General features: G+C 44.7%; 12 protein-coding genes. 2 read left to right on the top strand and 10 right to left on the bottom strand.

What is annotated here, in order from left to right:
- Positions 1–19 precede the first annotated feature (19 nt).
- The 9 genes from AB4Z50_RS22905 to AB4Z50_RS22945 all read right to left on the bottom strand — a co-directional run bounded on the left by AB4Z50_RS22905 (position 20) and on the right by AB4Z50_RS22945 (position 12993).
- Positions 20–3148: a hypothetical protein gene (locus tag AB4Z50_RS22905; RefSeq protein WP_441882557.1), complete on the bottom strand. Its 3129-nt coding sequence runs from the start codon at positions 3146–3148 to the stop codon at positions 20–22.
- 102 nt (positions 3149–3250) lie between these two features.
- Positions 3251–4309: a dienelactone hydrolase family protein gene (locus AB4Z50_RS22910; RefSeq protein WP_441882559.1), complete on the bottom strand. Its 1059-nt coding sequence runs from the start codon at positions 4307–4309 to the stop codon at positions 3251–3253.
- Positions 4310–4322: 13 nt separating this feature from the next.
- Positions 4323–6806: a glycoside hydrolase family 38 C-terminal domain-containing protein gene (locus AB4Z50_RS22915; protein ID WP_441882561.1), complete on the bottom strand. Its 2484-nt coding sequence runs from the start codon at positions 6804–6806 to the stop codon at positions 4323–4325.
- A 1-nt stretch (position 6807) separates the two neighbouring features.
- On the bottom strand, positions 6808–7806 hold the full coding sequence (locus AB4Z50_RS22920) for a zinc-binding dehydrogenase (RefSeq protein ID WP_441882563.1): 999 nt from the start codon (positions 7804–7806) through the stop codon (positions 6808–6810).
- 31 nt (positions 7807–7837) lie between these two features.
- A complete protein-coding gene (locus AB4Z50_RS22925; protein ID WP_441882565.1) occupies positions 7838–8791 on the bottom strand; it encodes a zinc-dependent alcohol dehydrogenase in 954 nt (317 codons plus the stop codon).
- 9 nt (positions 8792–8800) lie between these two features.
- A complete protein-coding gene (locus AB4Z50_RS22930) occupies positions 8801–9811 on the bottom strand; it encodes an SGNH/GDSL hydrolase family protein (RefSeq protein WP_441882567.1) in 1011 nt (336 codons plus the stop codon).
- A gap of 22 nt (positions 9812–9833) precedes the next feature.
- Entirely contained in the window at positions 9834–10652 is an 819-nt protein-coding gene (locus tag AB4Z50_RS22935; RefSeq protein WP_441882569.1) for a carbohydrate ABC transporter permease, read from the bottom strand.
- A gap of 5 nt (positions 10653–10657) precedes the next feature.
- Entirely contained in the window at positions 10658–11527 is an 870-nt protein-coding gene (locus tag AB4Z50_RS22940; protein ID WP_441882571.1) for a carbohydrate ABC transporter permease, read from the bottom strand.
- 89 nt (positions 11528–11616) lie between these two features.
- Positions 11617–12993 carry an ABC transporter substrate-binding protein gene (locus AB4Z50_RS22945; RefSeq protein ID WP_441882573.1) on the bottom strand — a complete coding sequence of 459 codons (1377 nt, stop codon included), beginning with the start codon at positions 12991–12993 and terminating at the stop codon, positions 11617–11619.
- A 157-nt stretch (positions 12994–13150) separates the two neighbouring features.
- Between AB4Z50_RS22945 and AB4Z50_RS22950 the strand changes: the two genes are divergently transcribed.
- Together AB4Z50_RS22950 and AB4Z50_RS22955 are read left to right on the top strand one after the other, a co-directional pair.
- The gene (locus AB4Z50_RS22950) at positions 13151–14956 is read left to right on the top strand and encodes a sensor histidine kinase (protein ID WP_441882577.1); all 1806 of its coding nucleotides are present in this window, start codon (positions 13151–13153) and stop codon (positions 14954–14956) included.
- A gap of 40 nt (positions 14957–14996) precedes the next feature.
- Positions 14997–16550 (top strand): response regulator, encoded by a 1554-nt coding sequence (locus AB4Z50_RS22955; RefSeq protein WP_441882579.1) that lies wholly within the window; start codon positions 14997–14999, stop codon positions 16548–16550.
- 142 nt (positions 16551–16692) lie between these two features.
- Here the strand turns inward: AB4Z50_RS22955 and AB4Z50_RS22960 are convergent, their stop codons facing one another.
- On the bottom strand, positions 16693–21660 hold the full coding sequence (locus AB4Z50_RS22960; protein WP_441882581.1) for an FN3 associated domain-containing protein: 4968 nt from the start codon (positions 21658–21660) through the stop codon (positions 16693–16695).
- Position 21661: the final 1 nt, after the last annotated feature.

Consider the following 21661-nt stretch of genomic DNA (forward strand, 5'->3'; position numbering starts at 1 on the left):
GGTATAACCCGATCTTTCTCTAGGTATAACCCGATCTTTCTCTAATTAGATATTCATTATCGCCGTAGATCTCGCCTCCAACGCCAGCAAACCCTCCAGTCTGCTTATCATTAATAAAGTATTTCCTTGTAGTTCCAGAAAGCTTAAATACAACGGGTACATCAACGACATTTGTAATCGCATCTGAAAATCTCATGAGATAGTCGTTATAGGAACCCTCTCTGAAATCGACAAAATCATCCCATAAAACGCCGCGATAAGCATCCGCTGCATACGTAGAACCTGGATTTCCCTTGTCTACCAAATACAATTGGTTGTTCCAAGCAGCCGATCCTTCTCCCCGTACAATGGGCACTAAACGCGCCGCTGTTTCATAAGATTCAACAGGACTGCTCATTTTCCAAGCCTCATTTAAGGCATCCAATGTGTTATATTTCTGTTTTAACCAATCTACAAATTGTGAACTATAGATGGGGGAGTCAAACAGATAACCTTCATCTCCGTTGTATATTCCTGATTCGTTCGTAACAGGATCAACAAACAGTCTGAAATTGGGACCCCAGGTGACCTTGCTAAGCGTGTCTACCATACTATTAATAATCAAATCTCCTGCATCCCAAATATTCCTTAAAGTATGGCCAGAGTACTTAACCTTAGGTGTAAAATAAACGGTATAGGCCGTTTGGTTCGCACTCGGAAGAACAACATTTGCATGCAGCTCGAGCGTAGCTGAATCCACTTTGCGAATATTCTCTTCACCGGATTGAATAACCTCGCCTGTCGTCGGATTCATGACCACATACAGCGCCGACATCGCATCCACATAACCTGAAATTTGAAACGTGGGTACCGTTAAGGTGACTTCTCCGCTATCCACGATATTCTCTTTCTTCAGCACGCCCGCTCCTTCATAGGCTCTAGGCATATAAGCGGAAAGGGTCAACCCTTGGGCTCCTTGTACCTGCAGGCCATAAGTAAAGCCTTCCTGGTCTAAGTAATCCAGCATTTTTTGCCATGCCCATGCCGGAACCTCCATGACAGCCGTATTGATATACATATCCATTGCCCCATGTGCCTTCATATATTGCAGTACTTCAACATCCTTATCCCAATTTGCTTTATTGATTGCAGGATCTGTTTTGGAGTAAAAGAGCAAATAATCCGAAGTAAACATACCACCGATCGGTACGAATGGTTTACCATCCCAAATCATCGTATGCGACTGGTTAGCATACCAGAAATGAGATTGTCCCAGCTTTTCATCGGTAAAAGTACCGTGTGTTAATGGCTTGTAGTCCGTATTGGACGCAGCGACTGTCACTTCAACTTGCCCCGCTGTTTCCTGCTCTGCTTGCAATTTGTGGAGACCCCATGCCACAGTATAGCTGTCAGCAGGCACTCCTTCAGGCAGTGTAAAACTAAACGATGCCTGAGCTTCCACATTAGCCTGGAGCTCGGAAGTATTCACAGCTGCAATCTCGGCAACATACCAAAGCACATCGCCCTTATAAAGGCTTAAATATCCCGTCGTATCAAAATCTACGGCTTGATTCAAAGCATACGTTACATTTCCTGCATAGGATCTAGGGCTGGCTTGGTTCGGCTGAACCTGCAGATTAGCTATCGTTGCCTTTAGCATCGGCACCGCAGCATTCGTTTCTTCTTGTTCAATATTCAAATGGCCTACTTTAACCGACTTCTCGCCATTAACTGCATTATCGTAAGAAATATCTACAATGCCGGTACGGATTTCGTTTTTTCCTTTTGGAGCATTAAACGGAACCGTTAATTGAATCGTTTCCGTATGCTCCTCACCAGCCGTCCAAGATGTTTTATTAAACTCTTTAACCGCCCTTGATACAACTTCCCCCTCATATACTAATTCAACGAAGAAGCTAAGGCTTGCATTGACTGGGGCAATGGCTTTATTCGTAACCGTAACGCCTACTTGCTCTTCTCGATTCACCAACGATTTATCTAACGCGCCTGTTACGTATTCATATTTAACGGCTGCCTTATCAAAAGGTTTGCTTAATCCATTCGGCTGCCACCCCCAAAGGGCAGGCACAACGGCGATTGCATCGATGCCATGATTATACAAACCGTCGCTTGCTCCTTGTCTTGGCGTATTCGTTAAAAACGTGAAGTCATGCTGTCCTTGGCTCAGATCCGCGCTGCTTAATTTGTGCCAATAGAAAGGCATGCCCTCAGCAACAAAGATGGAGCCGTCCGTCACAACAGGCGGGGTTGTATAGGAGCCCTCGTCCAGCTTCCAGTTCCAAGGAGACATCCAAATGCTCAGCCCCGTAGCTAACGCCCAGATATCATAGCTTCCTGTTTCTGGTATATCCACTTGATACTGCGCAGTTGCCGAGGTACCTGGTGTATTGGTTTGCAGCAAGAGATAAGTGCCTCCGCTTGCCTGTGACTCAGCCGCTCCATGATAACCCCCTTGTGCAGAATGAGCGTTTTCTCCTTCCATCCATAAATAATTTTCTTCGTCTGACGGTTCAGGTACAATGGGAGCCGTTGGTTTACTCAGACCATCCGGCTGCCATTCCCAATCAACAGGTACGACGGCGATCGCATCGATGCCTTGATTATATAGACTATCGTTCGCCCCCTGCCGAGGAGCGTTTGTTAAAAATGCTAGGTTGTGCTGCCCCTGAGTCAGCTCGGTGCTATCTAGTTGATGCCAATAAAAGGGCATCCCCTCCGAAGCGAAGACAGCTCCCTCCGTGACAACGGGAGGTGAATGATATATGCCTTCGTCCAGCTTCCAGCTATAAGCGGACATCCAAAGACTCATACCTGTCGCCAGCACCCATATATCGTAGCTTCCGGTTTCTGGTATATCGACTTGATACTCCGCAGTCGCTGATGTATCGGGCGTATTCGTATGCAAGGCGAGGTATTTCCCTCCGCTTGCCTGCGATTCATCATTCCGATAATAACCCCCTGGAGAAACAGATAAATAATCTTCCCCTTCTGTCCACAAGTAAGCATCCGCCCCTGAAGAAGTATCCCTTAAAGTACTTTCGTTTGAAGCTGCGCCATTCGATATGACCGGTAAGCTTGAAAATAATAAGAGAAAGACAATCGTCCATGTCATCCCCTTTTTAAAAGCCTTAAACCTCTTGCTCCTCATGATTAAAACCCCTCTCCTTTTATTAAAGCGCTTTCATTAACCATGATATGATTTCAGCCCCATACGGTAAATGGAGGATTCGAAAGTTGCAGGGGGAATATTTCACATTCGGACCGCTTGGCAAAACCACTCCATTGCTCTATCGTTAATATCCAGCTCATGAGCTCCATCAACTACTTCTCTCGACAATCGATGCATGATATTCAGCTGCCCATAAGGCACGGCTAGTTTATCAAGCTCTTTAAGCGCATGTGCATAGTGGAACAGTTCATCCTTTTTACCCACCTCAATATGCAGAAATCGCGGACAAATTAATCCTGCTATTTCTGCGTCTAGAAACTTATTGCCAGCATTAAACCAAGTAAAATCAGACCAATCATACCTAAAGCGATCGTTGAAAAAGCAGGATGAATACGCCGCCTTAATACGAGTATCCGCTGCTGCTGTAAAGAGGGTATAAAACCCGCCATAGGATAAACCAATCATACCGACTTGGTCAGCGGCGATATCATTCCGTGATAATAAATAATCCAAGCTCCGCTGAATTTTATAGATTTCCACCGCAGCAATAGAGCTGCCCACCTGCTTTAATTGTCTATCGATAGACGCCCTGTCATACGGAGGACCGTATTCCCCTTCCTTCCAGAGCAGAAGCTGTGGCGCAAATACAGCGATGTTCCTTTGAAGTACTCTTCGCGTCATATCATGATAGTTCGTGGGACCATAGAAACTGGAACATAATTCCGGCGTGCCTTCTCCTCCATGCTGTGAAATCACGAGAGGAAAAGGCCCCTCCGTCAGTGGCAGGAATAACAGGCCGTACGTCGTCAGACCATATTCCCCTTCAACCATAACCCTGTAAATTTTGCTTAAACGATCTTGGGCAACCCATTCAACCCGAGCAATAGGTATTGATGAATCTAGCGCTGGATCACTCAGCGGCCATCCTAACATCGCTTTGAATTTCTCACGATAGGGTTCTAGTCCCGCTTCGTACGTATCTATCGATGAGGTATCCGGGCGGAAGAACTCCGCCCGATTCTGATTCCCAGTTGCACGCATTCGCTTGATGAGATGATCGAGTTCGATCTTTTGTTTCTCACGATACCAGTTTCCGATATCTGGATCTTCTCCATATAAGTCGTTCTTAGAACCGCTCATTCCATCACAGCTCCTATTCTTCTGACTCCATCATGCTTACTTCTGACAGTATTTTGTCTGTCACGTTTAATTTGAACGTTTTAATTTCAAACTTTCCTAGTGTGATTACCTGCTTCATATTCAATGAAGGAATGTGAAGCTCTGTCGTTCTGCTTTGGCCCGTCGGTTCAAACAAACGAATGATATAATCCTCGGATCGTTCCGCTTTCTTGAATGCCGTTACTAGAATGCTCGAATCACTCAGGATCAGAGATGACTCTGGTCGTTGTCCGGTTCCAGGAGGGAAGAAGGAGAGCGCAAATGGCTTTTCGTTAACCGTAAGCGCATCGCGATCCACAGTCGTCAGAAGCTCTGAAGCTTTTCCCGCGTTAAACCAGAAACGGTACACTCTTTCTCCTTGGTCGATTCGATTGGAATAACGATCCTGCGGCATGATCGTTCGATCATGAATCGGATGCCCTGTGTAGCCTGGAGAGCGAAGCAACGAAAGACGCATCTCCCCATTGGCATAATCAGAACCGTACGTTCCATCATTCATTTCGATCATCACAAAATCATTTTCTTGATCATGGACAGCTGTCCATTTTTGGGCGACAACCTCTTTACCATCTGAAGGCAGATCATCCATACCATACGCCACTTGACCCTGATATTTTGCTTGCTCATAAGGGGTCGGAACGGAAAGCTTCAGCATTTTGCTTTTCTCGTTCCAATGCACGCGGAGCTGCACTTCAATAAGAGTACCGCTCTTAGGCAATTTATAGGTTTGCGCGACAAAAGAATCATGATAGTGAAAGATAGCTTCTATGACTGTCCTCACTTCTCCGTCTTCAATAACACGCACAGACTCCAGCATCTGCTCCGTCACCCCAGAGAACTGTGTCCCTTCACTCGCGGACATTAATGCAAACACGCCTGCCACTTGGCGAAAGCTTTGTACGTTCATTCCCCAAGCATCATCATCGTCTTCGATAACTAAGGGCATGAATGCTCCAGGTTTTACCGCATCAATTCCATGCACCCGATAACGATCTATTAATCCGGTTTTACAGTTAACAATCACCTCCATTTCTTCGTTTTGAAACGTTATGCGATGATTGTGAGTTTTAAGTTCCAGCTCGGGTTTTCTCGGTAAAACTTCCAATTGAACATCAAAACGATTCATTTGGCCTGGAGCGAGAACGGCCTGAAATACGGTACGTTTACGCCAATCCAAATTAAGGTTGCTCTGCTCCTTTTCCGCCTGTGATGGAAGACGAACTCCCTCTTGATAGACAACAGGAAGTGAGAACTCATCGTTCCAGTTCTGATCGGATAATTGAAACTCGCATTCCACGATGGTTGAGATAGGGTACGGGTGCGGATTATAAACCAAAATAGGAATCTCGCCTTCATCCGCTTTGCGTTGTCCCTTGGCAAGCGCAAAGAAGGTTTTGGCTTTCAATCGAGAAATGATTTCGAGTCCATGATCAACTAAACGCAAGGAAGCCTCCTCTACGGGTTGAATAGAAGAACCCGGAAGCACATCATGGAATTCCGTGACCATGAGATCACATAAAGCTTCATGAATGTCATCATAGGGATAGCTCGTTAGACTCAGAAGAGCAGCGTGCGAAGCCATCTTTTCCAACATATAAATTTCATTTTCCAACAGCCGGTGCTTTTGTTTAATCCGGATTTGTGAAGTGTAGCATCCAACCGCCCATGGATTAATATCCGATTTATGATGAAGAAGCTCTATACCACTCTCTTTTAATTCTTGGAAATAAGCTTCCGGGGTGGAATGCAGGATTTGAGTATCCTGGCTGGATGAAATCAACTCCTGCAGTTGAACGAGATCCAATCTGGATGGCCCTCCGCCATGATTGCCAATTCCCCAGAGTAAGGAAGCAACAGGGTTATGCTGTTTTTTCTCCAGCCACTCCTTCACTTTATGATCGGCCTGACCTTTGGGGGAATTGTACATCTCAAGCGCACGATGCCCAATAATCTCTGAACCATCATAGCCAGTCCAAATGAAATCCTCTCCAGGCAGCTCACAGTTAACCGGATCAGGACGACAAAATAGGTAGGAATCGAAGCCCGATTTTTTCATAATTTGTACAAGTCCCCGCGTATGTCCAAACGGATCGAAATTAATTGCGGTCGTGGGGTAGGAATCGAATTTTTCTTTGAAATAGAGTCGACCGAGGAGCATCTGGCGAACAAAAGATTCACCTGATGGCATATTACAATCTGGCTGCAAGTACCACCCGCCCATGATATGCCATTTTCCCTCCCGAACAAGCTTCTGAATACGCACGAATAACTCGGGCTCGTACTCCTCTACCCATTTGTACAGCGTAACCTCGTTATGGTTGAAAATAAATCCATCAAAGATCTCACACAGTTCAGCGGCAACTCGGAAGGTAGAAATAGCCTCTGCGGCTCCCTCCTCCCACTCCCAAAGCCATACCGGGTCCAGATGGGCATTGCAGATGAGATGAAAATTTTGCATGTTAAAGCCCCCTATCCCAGTTCAAAACCACACCCAGACAGGGTTTATTTTTATCCAAAATTAGTTTCCAAGCCTCTGTAGCTTGCTCCGCTGGAAACTGATGCGTGATGAGTGTTTCTGTCTGCAGCCAGCCTTCTTCTATTCCACGAATCGTTGCATTCATTCTTTCGTTATCCCATCCCGAAGGATTGTGAAGAGTAACTTCTTTCTCCCGCAGAGATTGGATATCAATTCTGCCATCTGTCCCTAGGAACCCGGCGGAGACCAGATGTCCGTTATGACGCAAGTAGGGAAGACATTCATAAACCGCGGCGAGCGAGCCTACCGTATCCACAATAATGGAAAGATCGGCATGCAGTGAAGAAAGCTGCCCGCTTACGTCGTTCTTGGACGTATTAATCGCGAGTGCCTCATCCGGGAGAAGCGCTAACCGCTCCTCATGTCGGCCCAGCACGGCAACCTTAGCCCCCCGGTGAATTAAGGTTTGAGCTGCCCACTGGCCGACAAGACCGTCGCCAATAACGACGGCCTGATCCCCTTCCTTCACCGGTGGCCGAGAGCCGCAATTATAGCCAACTTGTGTAAGCACAAGCCCAGCAAACGCCACAGGGCTCATCCCGTCTGGAATTTTCCATACTTGGTTAACGTCCGTTACCGCTGGGCTGACATGGCCTCCTTCACTAAATGCCATTCCCTTTACTTTGCTTACCGTGGCAAATACGCGCTCACCTGCTTGAAACCCCTCTACCTGATCACCCAACGCTCTAATTTTACCGACCTTTTGATAGCCGTTGATCTGTGGAAATGGCAAAGCATCACCCTCAAGGTATGGGACTTCTCCCGCGATTCGTTCGCCCTTTAGGAAGGAAGATTCCGTTCCAATACTAATCCAAGAATGCTCCACGTCGATGACGATATCACGACTCCCTAGCTCAGGAACGGTTACCTCTTGATATTCAACCTTGCCTTTATCAACGAATACAACACCATAGCCTTTCATTGCCAGATCCCCTCCGCCTTGTATATTGGACTTAAATATCGAAATCGGTTTGTGGATAAAAATATACCTTAATCGCTTCCTGCTTATTTAATAAATCAACGGCTTCCTGATACCGATCAAACGTATAATGATGAGTTTGCAAACATTCCATGTTTAATTTCTTATTTCCCACCAGGTCGATTAGCAGCTCATGATCCCTTGGACCAACATTGCGGTATTTATAAGATTCCAGCTTCATTCCCTTGTACCACAGATGCTCCGGATACTTCACTTCTCCGCGAAGAACACCAAATATAACGATATGTTCATCTACGTACTCAATCAGATTTTGCACAGAAGCGGCCGCCCCGACACAATCGTAGCCTAAATCGAATTGTTGACCCTGCAGCTCATCGACAAGGCAAGTCTCGCCAAGTCCAAGCTCTCGAACCTGTCGTACTCGCGTTTCATTAATATCTACTCCGATAACACGTGAAGCCCCCCATAGGCGCGCCACCTGAATGGCCAGCATTCCCGCAGGTCCTAGACCGGACACGACGATAGATTTGCCCCGCAGATCGCCAAATTGCATGATTCCAATTACTACACATTTCAATAGTTCAAGCGATACTGCTTGTTTATCAGAGATATGATCTGGCAGTTTGATGAGCTCCTCTTCACGGAAGCATAAATACTGCGCATAAGCCCCGTTACCATCCAAATGCTCAAGGGCAGCCACACGGTCCCCCACATTCAGCGTACGCACGCTTTTTCCCACCGATTTGACTACGCCAGCCAGCTCATGTCCCGGAAACCCCGGGGGTAATGGGTAATTGGGAGATTCATTATAATTAAACATATTGCGGCCAGCCAGCATATTCATATCCCAGCGAGGACAAGTTGACACCAGTCTTATCTCTACCAATACCTGATCATCAAAAGGTACCGGAATTTCATGTTCTAAGATGGTATACGTATTCGCTCCTGTAATTTGCAAAGCTTTCATAAGACAGCATCACCCTTCTATTAGATGTTCAAATGCCTGATAATAAAGCCAATGCCCATAATCATTCGGATGATTAATATTGTTGAGCAGAAGGCTCTCTGGCGTTTTTCCTGCTCGTAATTCTTGTTTCCAAATCTCATTCACATCTGCAACGCCGATATCATATTCCTTCCCCAAGCGACGAAGAACTTCAGCGTATCCATCCATTAGCCCACTCGTATATTTCCACAAGGGATTTGGCTCGCAAGGCGTAACAAGCACAATATCTGTTTCACAGCTACGCATCTTAGATTCTATAATCGTTCGAATACTACTCTCGTAAATAGCATAAGGTACTGCCACTTCTCCCTCGAATAGATTCTGATCATTCATCCCGTACCCTATCGTTAGAAGATCGGGTTGATTAGACACAATATCCTGCTCTATGCGGGCTGCGCCTCCCGTGCTTGTCTCTCCTCCGATTGCTTTATTAACAACGCGAAGGTTTCCACTCGAGCTTATAGCAGATAGCCGATGCGCAAAACGTTGATAAAAAGTATAGCTATCCTCACTTGCCTCTCCGCCTTCGCTAATGCTGTCACCAAAAACCACATAAACAGCTTCTTGTCCGGCATTAAGCTTTTTCATCGTGTTTTTTAATAAACGACTAGCCCCCAAGCTCATTCCGGCATTTAATTGATGTTGATGTTGCTCCCTCTCATATTCGTAGTCTATAAATACAGTGAAACTGCGATTACTGTATTCCTCAAACAAATGATGATCGAAGTTCAGGTTTTGAAAGAATACATGGTCAGCCCAATCCCGTATACTGCTTGCGACCGTTCTTGCAATCAGCCCAGTTTCATAATCAACAATAAAATCCTTTCCTTCTTTATAACTAACCGACTTCACATGCTCGGAATTCGTATGTGTTCTTAAGCTCAAGCTTCCTTTGACGATCGGGTGGAATCGCAGCTGCTGCTTTTCTTGCCCCACAAAAACGAGTGACTCCGCTGTTTGTTTCACGTTATGCACTGACATTTAGCAAACCTCACCCTCCCATTTAACTTTTCACTGCCCCTGCCGTTAAGCCTTCAACGATGTACTTTTGCAAGAATAGATACAATAGAATGACCGGCATGGATACCATAACCAAGTCAGCAAAAACCAGATTCCAATCCGAGGAATGCTGACCAAAGAAAAAGTATACGGTCAAGCTTAAGGTGAAGCGGCTCGCCGTATTTAAGAAATAAAACGGGGTAGTGAAGTCATTCCATACCGACATAAATGCAATAATTAGGACGCTGGCGCTTACCGGCTTCAGCAATGGGAAAATAATCTTCCAAAACAATCCGTAAGGGCTAACTCCGTCAATCATTGCGGCTTCATCCAATTCTCTTGGAATGCTATGAAAAAAACCGATGTATACGTAGGTTAGAAAAGCATAATTCCCAGCAATATAAAGCAAAATCACGCCTAAATAAGTACGAACCAGATGCAAATCAAACATCAGCATATACGTCGTAATAATGGAGGAAGGCAATATTAAGCCGGCAATAATAACCGTTTGCAGCAGCCTGCTCACCCGGTTATCTCTCCGTTGAATGAAATAAGCGGACAGTGAACAGAAAATAACGATAAAGAATACACTAATGACGGTTAAAATCGTTGTATTCCATAATGCCTGAGGAATCTTGGCATTTACGAACACATCTGAATAGTTATGCCATAGGTTCCATTTCGTCGGGAAGGATAATCCTAAATCTGAAGCCTCCGCCTGTGTTTTGAAGGAGTTCACAACGACCAAGTAGATAGGAATGGCGATGATACAGCTAATGAACACAGATAGAGCTTCCCATAATGTTTTACGCAATACTCGCATTCCACTCACCCTCTGTTGTCTTTATTTAGATATTTGTTCGTTATGGATACAAGGACGAGAATGATCACAAACAATAACAAGCTAGCGGCAGTCGCTTCCCCATTTCTTCCTTGCGAGAAACTTTTGTAGATCATTGTGTTAATTACGCTAGAAGCATTCCCTGGACCGCCTCCAGTAAGCGCATAAACGATATCGAATACTTTTAATCCGCCAATGAGCGAAATAATAATGTTGGTATTCACAACGGGGAGAATCATCGGGAATATAATATGCCTCTTCTGCTCCCAATTTGTTGCTCCGTCAATCTTGGCGGCTTCAATCATCTCTTTCGGAATGGTCTGAAGTGCTGCCAGAAACAAGATGACCGTTAATCCCGTCCACTTCCATATTTCAACAAAGGAGATGGAATACATCACGATATGGCTATTTGTAAGCCATTGTTGGGTTAGAAAACCAAGATGAAGGTTCTCCAATAACACATTGATAAACCCCCGGCTCGGGTGAAATAGGGCTGTAAATGCCAGTGATACTGCAATCGGGCTTAGTATGACGGGAAAGAAAAGGGCAGAGCGCAAGAAATTTGTACTTCTTAGCTTTTGGTTTACAAAGTTAGCTAATATAAACCCAAGTCCGACTTTACCGACTGTTGTGACCACTGTGAAAATAAAAGTATTCTTAAATGCAATAGAATTGCTCGAATCATCAAATAGGGATATGAAATTTTCAAATCCAACGAGCCGTGTGTAATGAAAGGTGGCGTCTAGATTCGTGAAGGCATAGAAAAAATTTGAAATCGCTGGCCACACGAAAAAGATTAAAAATATACAAAGTCCTGGAGCTAGCATTGAGTACCTGTAGTAATGACGCTTCAGCATTTATTTGCCCTCCAAAAAAGAGAGAGAGTTTCTCTATTTCAGAAACACTCTCCAAATTTGCTTTTCATATCGACTATTTCTAGCAAGCTTTACTTGAAGTTCGGATCATCCTTAGCTTTAGCGTTCTTCACTAATTCTTTCTGTTCCGCTTCTTGCACCTGCTCTGGGGTTTTCGCGCCTGCTACTAAATCCTGCAGGAATGCTGGATAATCCCCGTATCCATAGGCAGGGATGCCTTCGCTAGGATTAACGCCGGTTGGAGCAGCTTTTCCTTCCTCTCCAAACTTCTGTGCATCAAGCTCAGCAGGTGTCAGAAGTGTATTCGTAACTCCCTTGATGGCTGGTATACCGCCTTCTGCGCCGAAATAAATATTTTGAGTCTCAACGGATTCAAAGTAGTTGACGAATTTTTGAGCCGCCTCTTGATTGCTTCCTTTCACGACATACATAGCATTAGGCGCATATACCCCAGCAACGTCCTTGCCCCCACCATTAAAGGGAATAAGGAATGCTCCAATATCATTCGTTTGTTCAGGGTATTTGGCCGCAATATCGGTCATGACCCATGTAGCCATTGGATACATAGCTGCACCCCCATTTGCCAATGCCTTCTGTGCATTATCATAAGTATCCGATAAATAATCTTTGTTTACATACTTCTTATCAACAACTTCCTTAAGGAAAGTCATCCCCTGTCTTTGAGCATCAAAATTAGAAAACGTAGCTTTATTGGAAAATACTTTGTTTGTTAATTCCTGAAGGCCAGCCTGCGCCGCACCGGACTGATGGGTTGGAATTTGCAATGTCCAAGCATCTTTGGCGGACAAGTATACTGGGACTTTGCCTGCCTTGCTGATTACTTCAGAAGCAGCCCAGAACTCATCCATCGTCGTTGGAATTTGTAAGCTCAAGCTTTCAAAAACCTTTTTGTTAAACAGCATAACCGCCATATTAGATCCGCCGTAAGGAGCCGCATAAAATGTTCCAGCCGAGTCGAATGCACCTGTCCAAACCTTCTTATCGAAGTTAGCCATCCAAGGCTGATCCTCCTGTGAAACGAACTGCTCTTCCGGTTTCCCTAAGCCGTAGCCCTCATTAACGCCTCCATAGAAGAACAACAGATCTGGCTTATCATTCGTGGCAAACCGGGTTTTGATTAAATTATCCCCATCTGCGCCCTCAGGAAGCTTCTCAATCTCTAAAGTGATTCCGACCTTCTCTGCAGAGTCCTTCAGAACCGCTTCCATACCGCCCTTTAACCAACTCGTATGCATAAGTGCCTTTAGAGTAATCTTTTCTGGCGGTGCTGATGGTGAAACATTTTCCGAGGTTGGAGCTGCACTGGCTTCTGACGGCGTATCCGTTGAATTACTGTTGCTATTCGTTCCTGCACAAGCTGCTAAAACAAGCATGGTAAGAACCGTTACTATCCATAACAGCGTTCTCTTTGTGGTGAGACCCCTCATGTTCATTCCTCCAAATTTGTGATGTAAATGCTTACAAAACCAATGTTATGTTTTTTGCTTCTTATCGTAAATGGCGAATTTGAAAGTACTAGGGGAAATATTTCACACTGGGCAAGGCTGCATTTTTAATGTGTTATACTTAACGGGGAGGTCGTCTATGCTGTCTTTCAAAAATTTACAAACGAAATTATATGTGACTTATTCGCTTGTCCTCATCGTCATTGCACTCATTATCAGCACTCCGATGTATGTATATTTGAAAAATAATATTGAAACCAATTTAAAAGAAAATGTGGACAAGCTTGTAAGCGGTTACTCCAATGCTCTGGATGTTTATTCCACCATTAATAACAACGTAACCACCCAGCTATATATTAATCGTGACAATTCCAGCTATACTGCCGTCCAATATTTAAGCTCTATCGCCTATCTCAAAAATACGAGTCCCACCGAAACGTTACAGTCCGAAAAGGCCATTCAAAACTCCCTTTACTTGAATGCTGCCGTCTATCAAACGATTCATAGGATTAATTTGTTTACGTCAAAAGGTGACTTCTACTCAACTAACGAAGCTGACGTAGATATTATGCAAACCATCCTTGCGAATGATGGATTTAAGAATGTTCAAGCTGCGAAGGGCTCTTCCTTATTGAATTTTTCGGAGAAGGACAGATGGCTATCCCGTGATTCCGAAGCCGTCTTTTCATTTCTGCGTCAGATCAGCTGGGACTCGCATCCCGTTGGTTTTCTTGAAATCCAATTCAAAGCTTCGGATTTATTGCATGTAGAGGAATTAGATTCGAAGCAGGATAAAGAAATTATGATTGTACAAGCGGACCAGGTTCTTTATTCGTCTACACCTCCCTCATCCAACAAACTAGCCTCGATCCTTAAACAGGTTGGCAATGGGAATACAGGGAACGGCTTCATAACGAATGAAAAGGGGACTAATGATTTCTATATGTATCAGACCTCTGAGAAAACAGGCATAACGATTGTAGCCATTATTCCAAAGTCGCAACTTTTTGCGCCATTGCTCTTATTTCGTAATGTCACGATCATAAGCGTTCTACTCCTTATTGCGATCTCGGTTTTTGTTTACTTTATTCTCGCCAAAATTTTAACGCATCCTCTTAAAAAGCTAAAAAAAGCGATTGATTCTATTAATTTAGGTGAGACCAATCAAGCCTTTATTGAAAATAAATTTCATATGGGTGAAATCGAAATTATTAACCGTTCCTTTCTAGCCTTGAACCAGCGTTTACAAGATAGTCTTGAGGAGACTGTTCAATTCCGAACCTTGCAAATGCAAGCTAAATTCGATGTGCTACAAGCTCATATCAATCCTCATTTTTTATTTAATATGTTAGGTGTCATTACTGTTTTATCAGATAGAGGCCAGCAAAAGGCTGTATCGGACACAAGTAGAAAACTATCTCAATTTTTACGATATTCGATTTCTTCCGGCTCGTCGATCACAACCGTAAGTGAGGAGCTAGAATTTGCACAGCATTATTTGGATTTATTAAAATCTCGCTATCAACACCGGCTACATTATGATATAGAAGTTCCTGAATGGCTTTTAAATATTCAAATCCCCAAATTAATGATTCAGCCTATTATAGAAAACGCCATTCAGCATGGTTTATCGGATAGCGATAAGCAATTGAAAATTCAAATTATCGGTAAAATAATCGGAAATAAGTGGGAGATACGAATCAGTGATAATGGTGTCGGGTTTGACCCTGCTTCATTGGAAACGTTGAAGCACAACATTCAAGGCTATCTTGAACGCATTCAAAATAATCAAACATTAAACGAGCCTATTTCAATTGGAGGAATGGGCCTAGTGAATACGATTGCTAGACTTCAGCTCATGTTCAAGGAGCAATATCAATTCTCCTTCGGCAATAACGAGGATTGCGGAGCCTATGTATGTTTCCATGGCTACATCAAACTTTAACATAAGTTCCCTAACGTATCATGTAATGGAGGCGGCTGCCATGAGGATTATGATTGTTGATGATGAACCCTTCTACATGGATCATCTTAAAGAAGTAATTGAAAACAGCGACTTTAGCAAAAGAGAGCAGACCCAGATTGTCGCCCAATGTATTAGCGCTAGCCAGGCACTGGAAGCCATACCGACCGTTCAACCCCATTTAATCTTTACCGACATCAAGATGCAGCTCATGAACGGGATCGAGTTTGCAGCCATCATTCGGCAAAATTGGCCTCATACCATTGTCGTAATCGTGAGCGGTTACTCTTCCTTTGAATATGCCCGGGATGCCATTCGGGCCAATGTGGAGGATTACCTCGTCAAGCCGGTTGATCCTACAATCATCGAACAATTATTAGATAAGACGAATACACGCATTAGCTTGGATACCTATCTTCAGCAGCAATCTTTATTAAATGAATTGCTCGAAAACAAGAGTATAGAGGAAAGTATCCAAACCACTTTACAGCAGTGCTTTCCATTCTCTAGCTATTATGTGTTTTGCTTTAATAAGCCTACATTTTCACAAGATAAAGCTCGTTGTCCCACTCTGACGGAGCAAGAAATCCAAAACAAACTATCTTCGAATCCTTTATTGCTAAAGAAAGAGAAGGCTTGGATCGTTTCAAGAAATGATTTCAAAAGGGGATTTATTATCCTCGGATTATATCAATGCGGCGACCAGAGGATTAAACAACTTGCTGAGGAAATTGTACTGATGATCGGCGGTTCAGGCAGTCACCCTTCCATCGCCGTTAGCAGAAGCTTTAACGATATCAGGCAGCTTCACCAGGTTGCGAACCATCTTCACGATGAGCTGTACCATCAACTGGTCATTGGACAATCCAAGACGATCTTTTTATCTGAGCAACAACCCGCTTTAGAAAAACTCAATCTGCTCCTAAGCAGCACCGATGAGAAGAAAATTGTTATTGCGGTGGATAAAAAGGATTGGAAGCTGTTAAAAAAAATGATCTTCCATTGGTTTGAGCAGTGGGAGGAGCACTCCTGTCCGAACCTCTATATACAAAGAAATGGCAAGCAAATGGTTCAATGGTTAGAAAAGCATTTCCGCACATTAGAACCCCTCACAAGTATCACAACGGAGAAAGAAATGGAGGAAATCATTGAATCCGCCTACTCCTATTCAAATGCTGCTGAGGATATCTGGAACTTGCTATCGCATATTTTCCGATTTGAAGACCATGACCCCGCCAGTAACAAAGGAGTCCGATTAATTGAACAAATCTCCGACTATTTATCCGCGAATTTGAGCGAAACGATTTCAATGACTCATATTATGGATCGATTTCAAATTTCGAGCACCCATTTAGGAAATCTATTTCGAAAGCATCATGGAGAAACCTTTGTCGAATATTTAACTACTCTCCGCATTAATAAAGCGAAGGAGCTCATGCGAATTCATCCTGAGATGCCTCTAAAAGAAATTTCTGAAATTACAGGTTATACAGATCGGCACTATTTCACCAAAGTATTTAAGCTCGTTACAGGTAAATCCCCTACAGATTATAAAGATCAGCTCCTTCAGGAATAGGAGTTCGAGGCTTATTGATTTTTGTCCCTAATGAATTTTATAAATAAATAATAAGAGAGACTCCAAGGCATCTGCTGCCTTGAAGTCTCTCTTCAATAACTATTTATACCTGAATATTCCTGAGGGGGTTTGCTGCCGACATTTAGCTATGAACAACAAGTGAGGTGAGCGCAAGTTCCACCTCCGTATCGCCCACTGCCACTACATGTATTTCTCCATAACCGCTTGTCGGCCTAAACGCAAATGATTTTACCGCCGAGCCTAGTTCCGGTTGTATAAGCTCAACGCTTCCAACAGCCTCAACTCCTTGCAAAAACACCGTATATTCGCCTGGAGTTGGGAATCGGAGTCGCAGGCTCATTTGATCCGACTGAACATCAAGCAGCTCGATATCAGCCAAAGCGCTTATTCGAATATCATGCGTTCCGATTTGTACCTTCTTCGTTACCGGATTTGTACGTTCTCCCATAAGCAGGCTAAGAAGTTCAGCACCTTGGTAATTTGGGTATAGGTAGTCTGAGGTTTCCCATTTCAGCAAACTTGCAGCATCATACAAGTGGGTAGGGTAACGGCTATCGGCTGCAGTCGTTTGTCTTGACCCGCTGACGGATAAGCCTTCGCTAATTTTACGGTAGTCCATTCCGCCCGCTTCCAAATATTCCTCCCATAAATCAGATGCCTTCATAGATTCATAAAGCTCCATTAAGGCTATCCCGTAATCATGACCAGACCACTGGACTGGCCGTCCGAACCAAGTAGAAGGAAGCGGCATACCGTTGCTTCGATATATGGATTGCCCAAAGGAAGCGATCGCCGAATATTCCATAAATGTATGGCTGCCAAAAAAACCTCCGTTGCCGTCAGCCTTCTCTATGCCATAACTTCCGTCACTCCATAGATAAATGAAAGGCAGTCCTCTTCCCGCCCACAGCTTCGCATTTTCCAAGTATTTCTCTTCGCTCGTCAGTGTGTATGCTTCCACATTGGCTCTTACTGCAAGTGCCGCCGTTCCCAGCTCAGGAATCATATTTCTCAGCTCCCATGACTGCGAGCCTCTAGGCATCGTAAAGCTGTCATTCATATAATTCAAGCCGGCAAGGCCATAAGTTGTCGCATTTTCATTGCCAGTCAGCCGAGCATGTCTAAGCATTTTGAACAAAAATTCGGCATTTGATCCCGCCGTTACGTCCGATAATTGGCCGATAAAAGGACTCGTTGGAAATCCTTTGCGTTTAATGAAGGTTTCGTAATCCCAATAGATGCCCTCCGTTACATCAGCGGGATTTACGAGCTTCGCCGTTGAGATCAAGGAATCTACATTGACGCCTTGCATAGCCTCCATCGTTTTTGCGGTTATTCCTTCCAGATAGAAAGGAAGAATGTAGCCATAAGCAGAATAATTGCTGCCTAACCCAACCATTGCTGTTTGAACCCGCTGCTTCGCGATGTTTTGGTAGGAGGCGGCGGCGTATTTATTCAATAGGGCATATGGTGTAATAAATGCAGATGTAATCATTGGCGTCGCCGCAGGCCCGATACGATTCATCCATTTATGATCAGAGGGCGACCATAGATTCTCAAAGCTGGTCAGAATAGCTTCGCTTTCCTGCTGCATCGTTCCATGTGCGTAGGGGAGCGGCTCTGCAAGTCCGTGCTCCTGCGTCCACTCTTCAATGGTCGCGGACATTTCCGTCCCTTCCTTAACAAACAATTGCGATTGGAGCGTTAGTGCTTGGTTAGCGCCTAACAAGTAAGAATGCCGGATCGGATTTTCATTATTGGCGCTAGCTGTTGTTTTATCGTAAAAGGTCGGGATGCCGGTTGCAAACGTCGCATTTTCATTGCCCCCTTTAAAGATCGAAGGAATAAATAAGCTTAGTTTGGTAGAAATCGTGTCTTCGCCTCGTTCAAGGCGATTGGGTATGCCAAAAAATGCGGACGGTTGATCATTTATACCGTCCCATTTTTGCCTGGCATCCCACATTAATCCGAACATCAGCTCACCTTTTCGAACGGCCATTAACGGCACCGTAATTTTGCGCGGATGAGGAACATAACGATAAGCGTCTACATTATCGATGACAGCATCGGTACTCGAGGACTGATTATTATTGATCATATCGTCCAGCCACTCCAGACCAGGAAACAGCGCTTCGTTAATATAATCGCCCTGCACATCCGTCATTGAACGAATGACCCCGTAGTTCGGATCGAGCGCTGGAACACCTGCTTCGCCAAGAAGCAGCGTTGGCCCAATAATGGCTGCAATATTCCTTGCCTGATTCGATTGCAGCATGTGCTCCAATTCCAGATTCCCTGAGGCAGTCTCTTCAACTTGAATCGTTCCTGACCATAATGCCCCATCGGAAGCCTCGAAGGATATTGGGAAGCTGGAGCCCGCAGCACCGCTTGCATAGAGCTCCTTTACTATAAGCTCGTCATCTATTATTTCTTGAACGCTTCCAAGAGAAGGCATAACGGCGATTCTACTCCATACGCCATCGCGTTTCGCCTCCAGCCAGCCGAAGCCGTAGCCCTCCAAACCAGTATGGCTCGGAGCTGGGAAGACCAATCGCCTCTCTCCGTTTCCGATAATGACGTCACTTTGCTGTCCACTGCCGGGCAGTGTTGCTGGCAAGCTGAATATGCGGGATAAGCCTCTCGTCGTTTCGATGCCATTTCCTTTTACCGAAAAAGCGATTGCGCCAGCCCCTGTATCCAGCACATTGACATTATAGACAATTTGTGCGGACTCCCCTGCCGATAGCGCAGTGAGATCAAAACCTGATACTGGCGTTATTTCAAGAAAATCCGGAGCGCTTAGCTGCAAGTCAAGTCCCGCTATGCTGGCGCCAATATTTTCGATTTCAGCTTTTATGACAAACTGATCGCCCGGCGATACGATTTCGTGGACCGAGGTTTGAAACGTAGTCAACCGAATTTCAGGAGAAAGATCTTGCTTGCGCAACAGCTTGATTTCCTTGACTACAATCTCAATGCCGTCCTTCATGCTCGGATAGGTGGCCATCGGATCGATTCGAAGCTTAGTGATGTTCCCCGTCCAGCCTGCATGCTCGCCCATATCTATCAAATAATTTTGGAATTCCGGAATCTCTGCAGCGGTGTTGCGAAACGATATTTTTCTGGATTCGCTCAGCCTGTCTGTATCTGCTCCCGTATCCGTCCCGAAATAAATAGCAGCATTGGCGGTGTGGTTCACCTTCATCGTTATGCTGACATAACGGTATTCAGATGGAATATTTGGATAACCTGCGCTGTTCGGTTCCAAATAGAATGTTGGATTCGATGTAGAAGCCCCGATCGGCTCATCTGTTGTAAATAGATGAACACCCTCCGAATTCCGATAAACTTGATTCACATCAATGTGATTCGCCCAAACGCCTGTATCCGAATTCACATCCCAGCCGAGCAGATTCGACCAAGGGGCAGCCGGCTTGCCATAAAGCCCATCCTGCTCCTCCGCGAACAGCAGGGCGCCGCTTGTGAAATCCCAATCGGTAACCTGATTTGCAAGCAGTGGAACTTTCGTATACTTTGCAGAAGCAGCAGCTCCCGTTATTTTCCCCCTTACTGCCTTTACCTTCATATACGTTGATTCCGTTACGGTCAGCCCGACTGTTGAAGCAGCAACAGCTATTCCATTTAACGCCGTATCCGTAGCCGAATCATAAAGCGGCTCCGTTCCATCCGTTGTGTAGATCAGCGAATCTGCGAACGACGATTGTATAGAAATGGTCTGAGAATTATGAAATATAGCTGAATTCGTTAGAGAAACCGGATTTACTCCTGTTGTATACGTTACTTGCTTCTGGTCTTTGAWCACACCATCTAACAGTGCGATAGCTTTCAACGTGGTGGTAGCATTAATTACGATCGAATCATTAAATATAATATCGCCTTCGATCAAAGTACCGTGGGTAAAGCTTGGCTCCGAACCGTCCAGCGTATATCGGATTTGATCGGCTCCAATGACGGAAATTTCAACCTGCTTGGTTTGTCCGAAAAAAGTATCGCCGCTGGATACCTTCAATTGGGTCTCTAGCGGAGCCCCTACAAAGACGGTTCCGCTTTTGTACATCGTAATCTCCGTATCCACATTCGTTCTGCTGCTCGTATAGACGGGTGTAAGCTTAACTCTGTAATCCTTCCCTGCATGTAAACCGTCAACAAAAATATATTGATCTCTCGGTCCCGTATATTCGACGGACTGCGGGCTTCCATTGTCGGTTACATTTTGATAAGTGATTTTAAACTTGGAAACGCTTTCATTTAAAGCGGGAATAAAGAGATAAAAGCCGTTTGTATCGCCTGCCAGTCCTAAGACCTCACGCTCTGCTTCAGGCGTTAAGCGGTTAAATAGAAAATTATCCATGGTGAATCCGACATTGGCATTGGCAAATACACCAACGAATCCTGGCAGTGCCTCGGAGGATCGAATGACATCGACAATAGGCGTTGCAGAACCATTCAAATAAGTAAGAACACGGTCGCCATCAACAACCTGCTTCACGCGAAACGTTTCCCATGGTAATACATCGCGGTTTAACGACGGTACGCCATAATCCTTTATCGCCCGGAACTTCCCGCTACCCGTATTGGCAATAGAGGTGCTCCCTTCAAAAAAGTTCATTTTTGCATCATAGCTGATATGAGTCTTCAGCTGCGAGTCCCAGCCATCGCTCCAAGCCTGCTTTTGAAACTGGATACCGGCCTGTTTATTCAGCTCCCTATGCGTAACCGTCATATCAAAGGAAATCTCAAAATCGTCGTATTTATGAGTAGGGTTGCCGTTGAAACCATAATCAAATACACCTACGGTTGAAGCTTCTACTGGCCCAACAGCAAGCTGCCCGCCACTCAAGGCTACATGTGCTGTATCTCCTGAGAACTTGAAGGCAGAGCTGCTTCCGTCATGATAAATTCCGTTTTGCAGCATACCGGCTTGAAAATCCAGTAAAAAGGTGGAACCCTCTCGAATGACGGCGTCATTCGAGCTTGCTTCCGCAGTTAAAGGCTTGCTTGCCAAGCCGGCTGGCAATAGCAGAATAACCGTCATAAGGACGGCAAAATACTTCTTAATCCTAATCATA

The organism is Paenibacillus sp. 2TAB26 (assembly GCF_052115145.1).
Taxonomy (GTDB): domain Bacteria; phylum Bacillota; class Bacilli; order Paenibacillales; family Paenibacillaceae; genus Pristimantibacillus.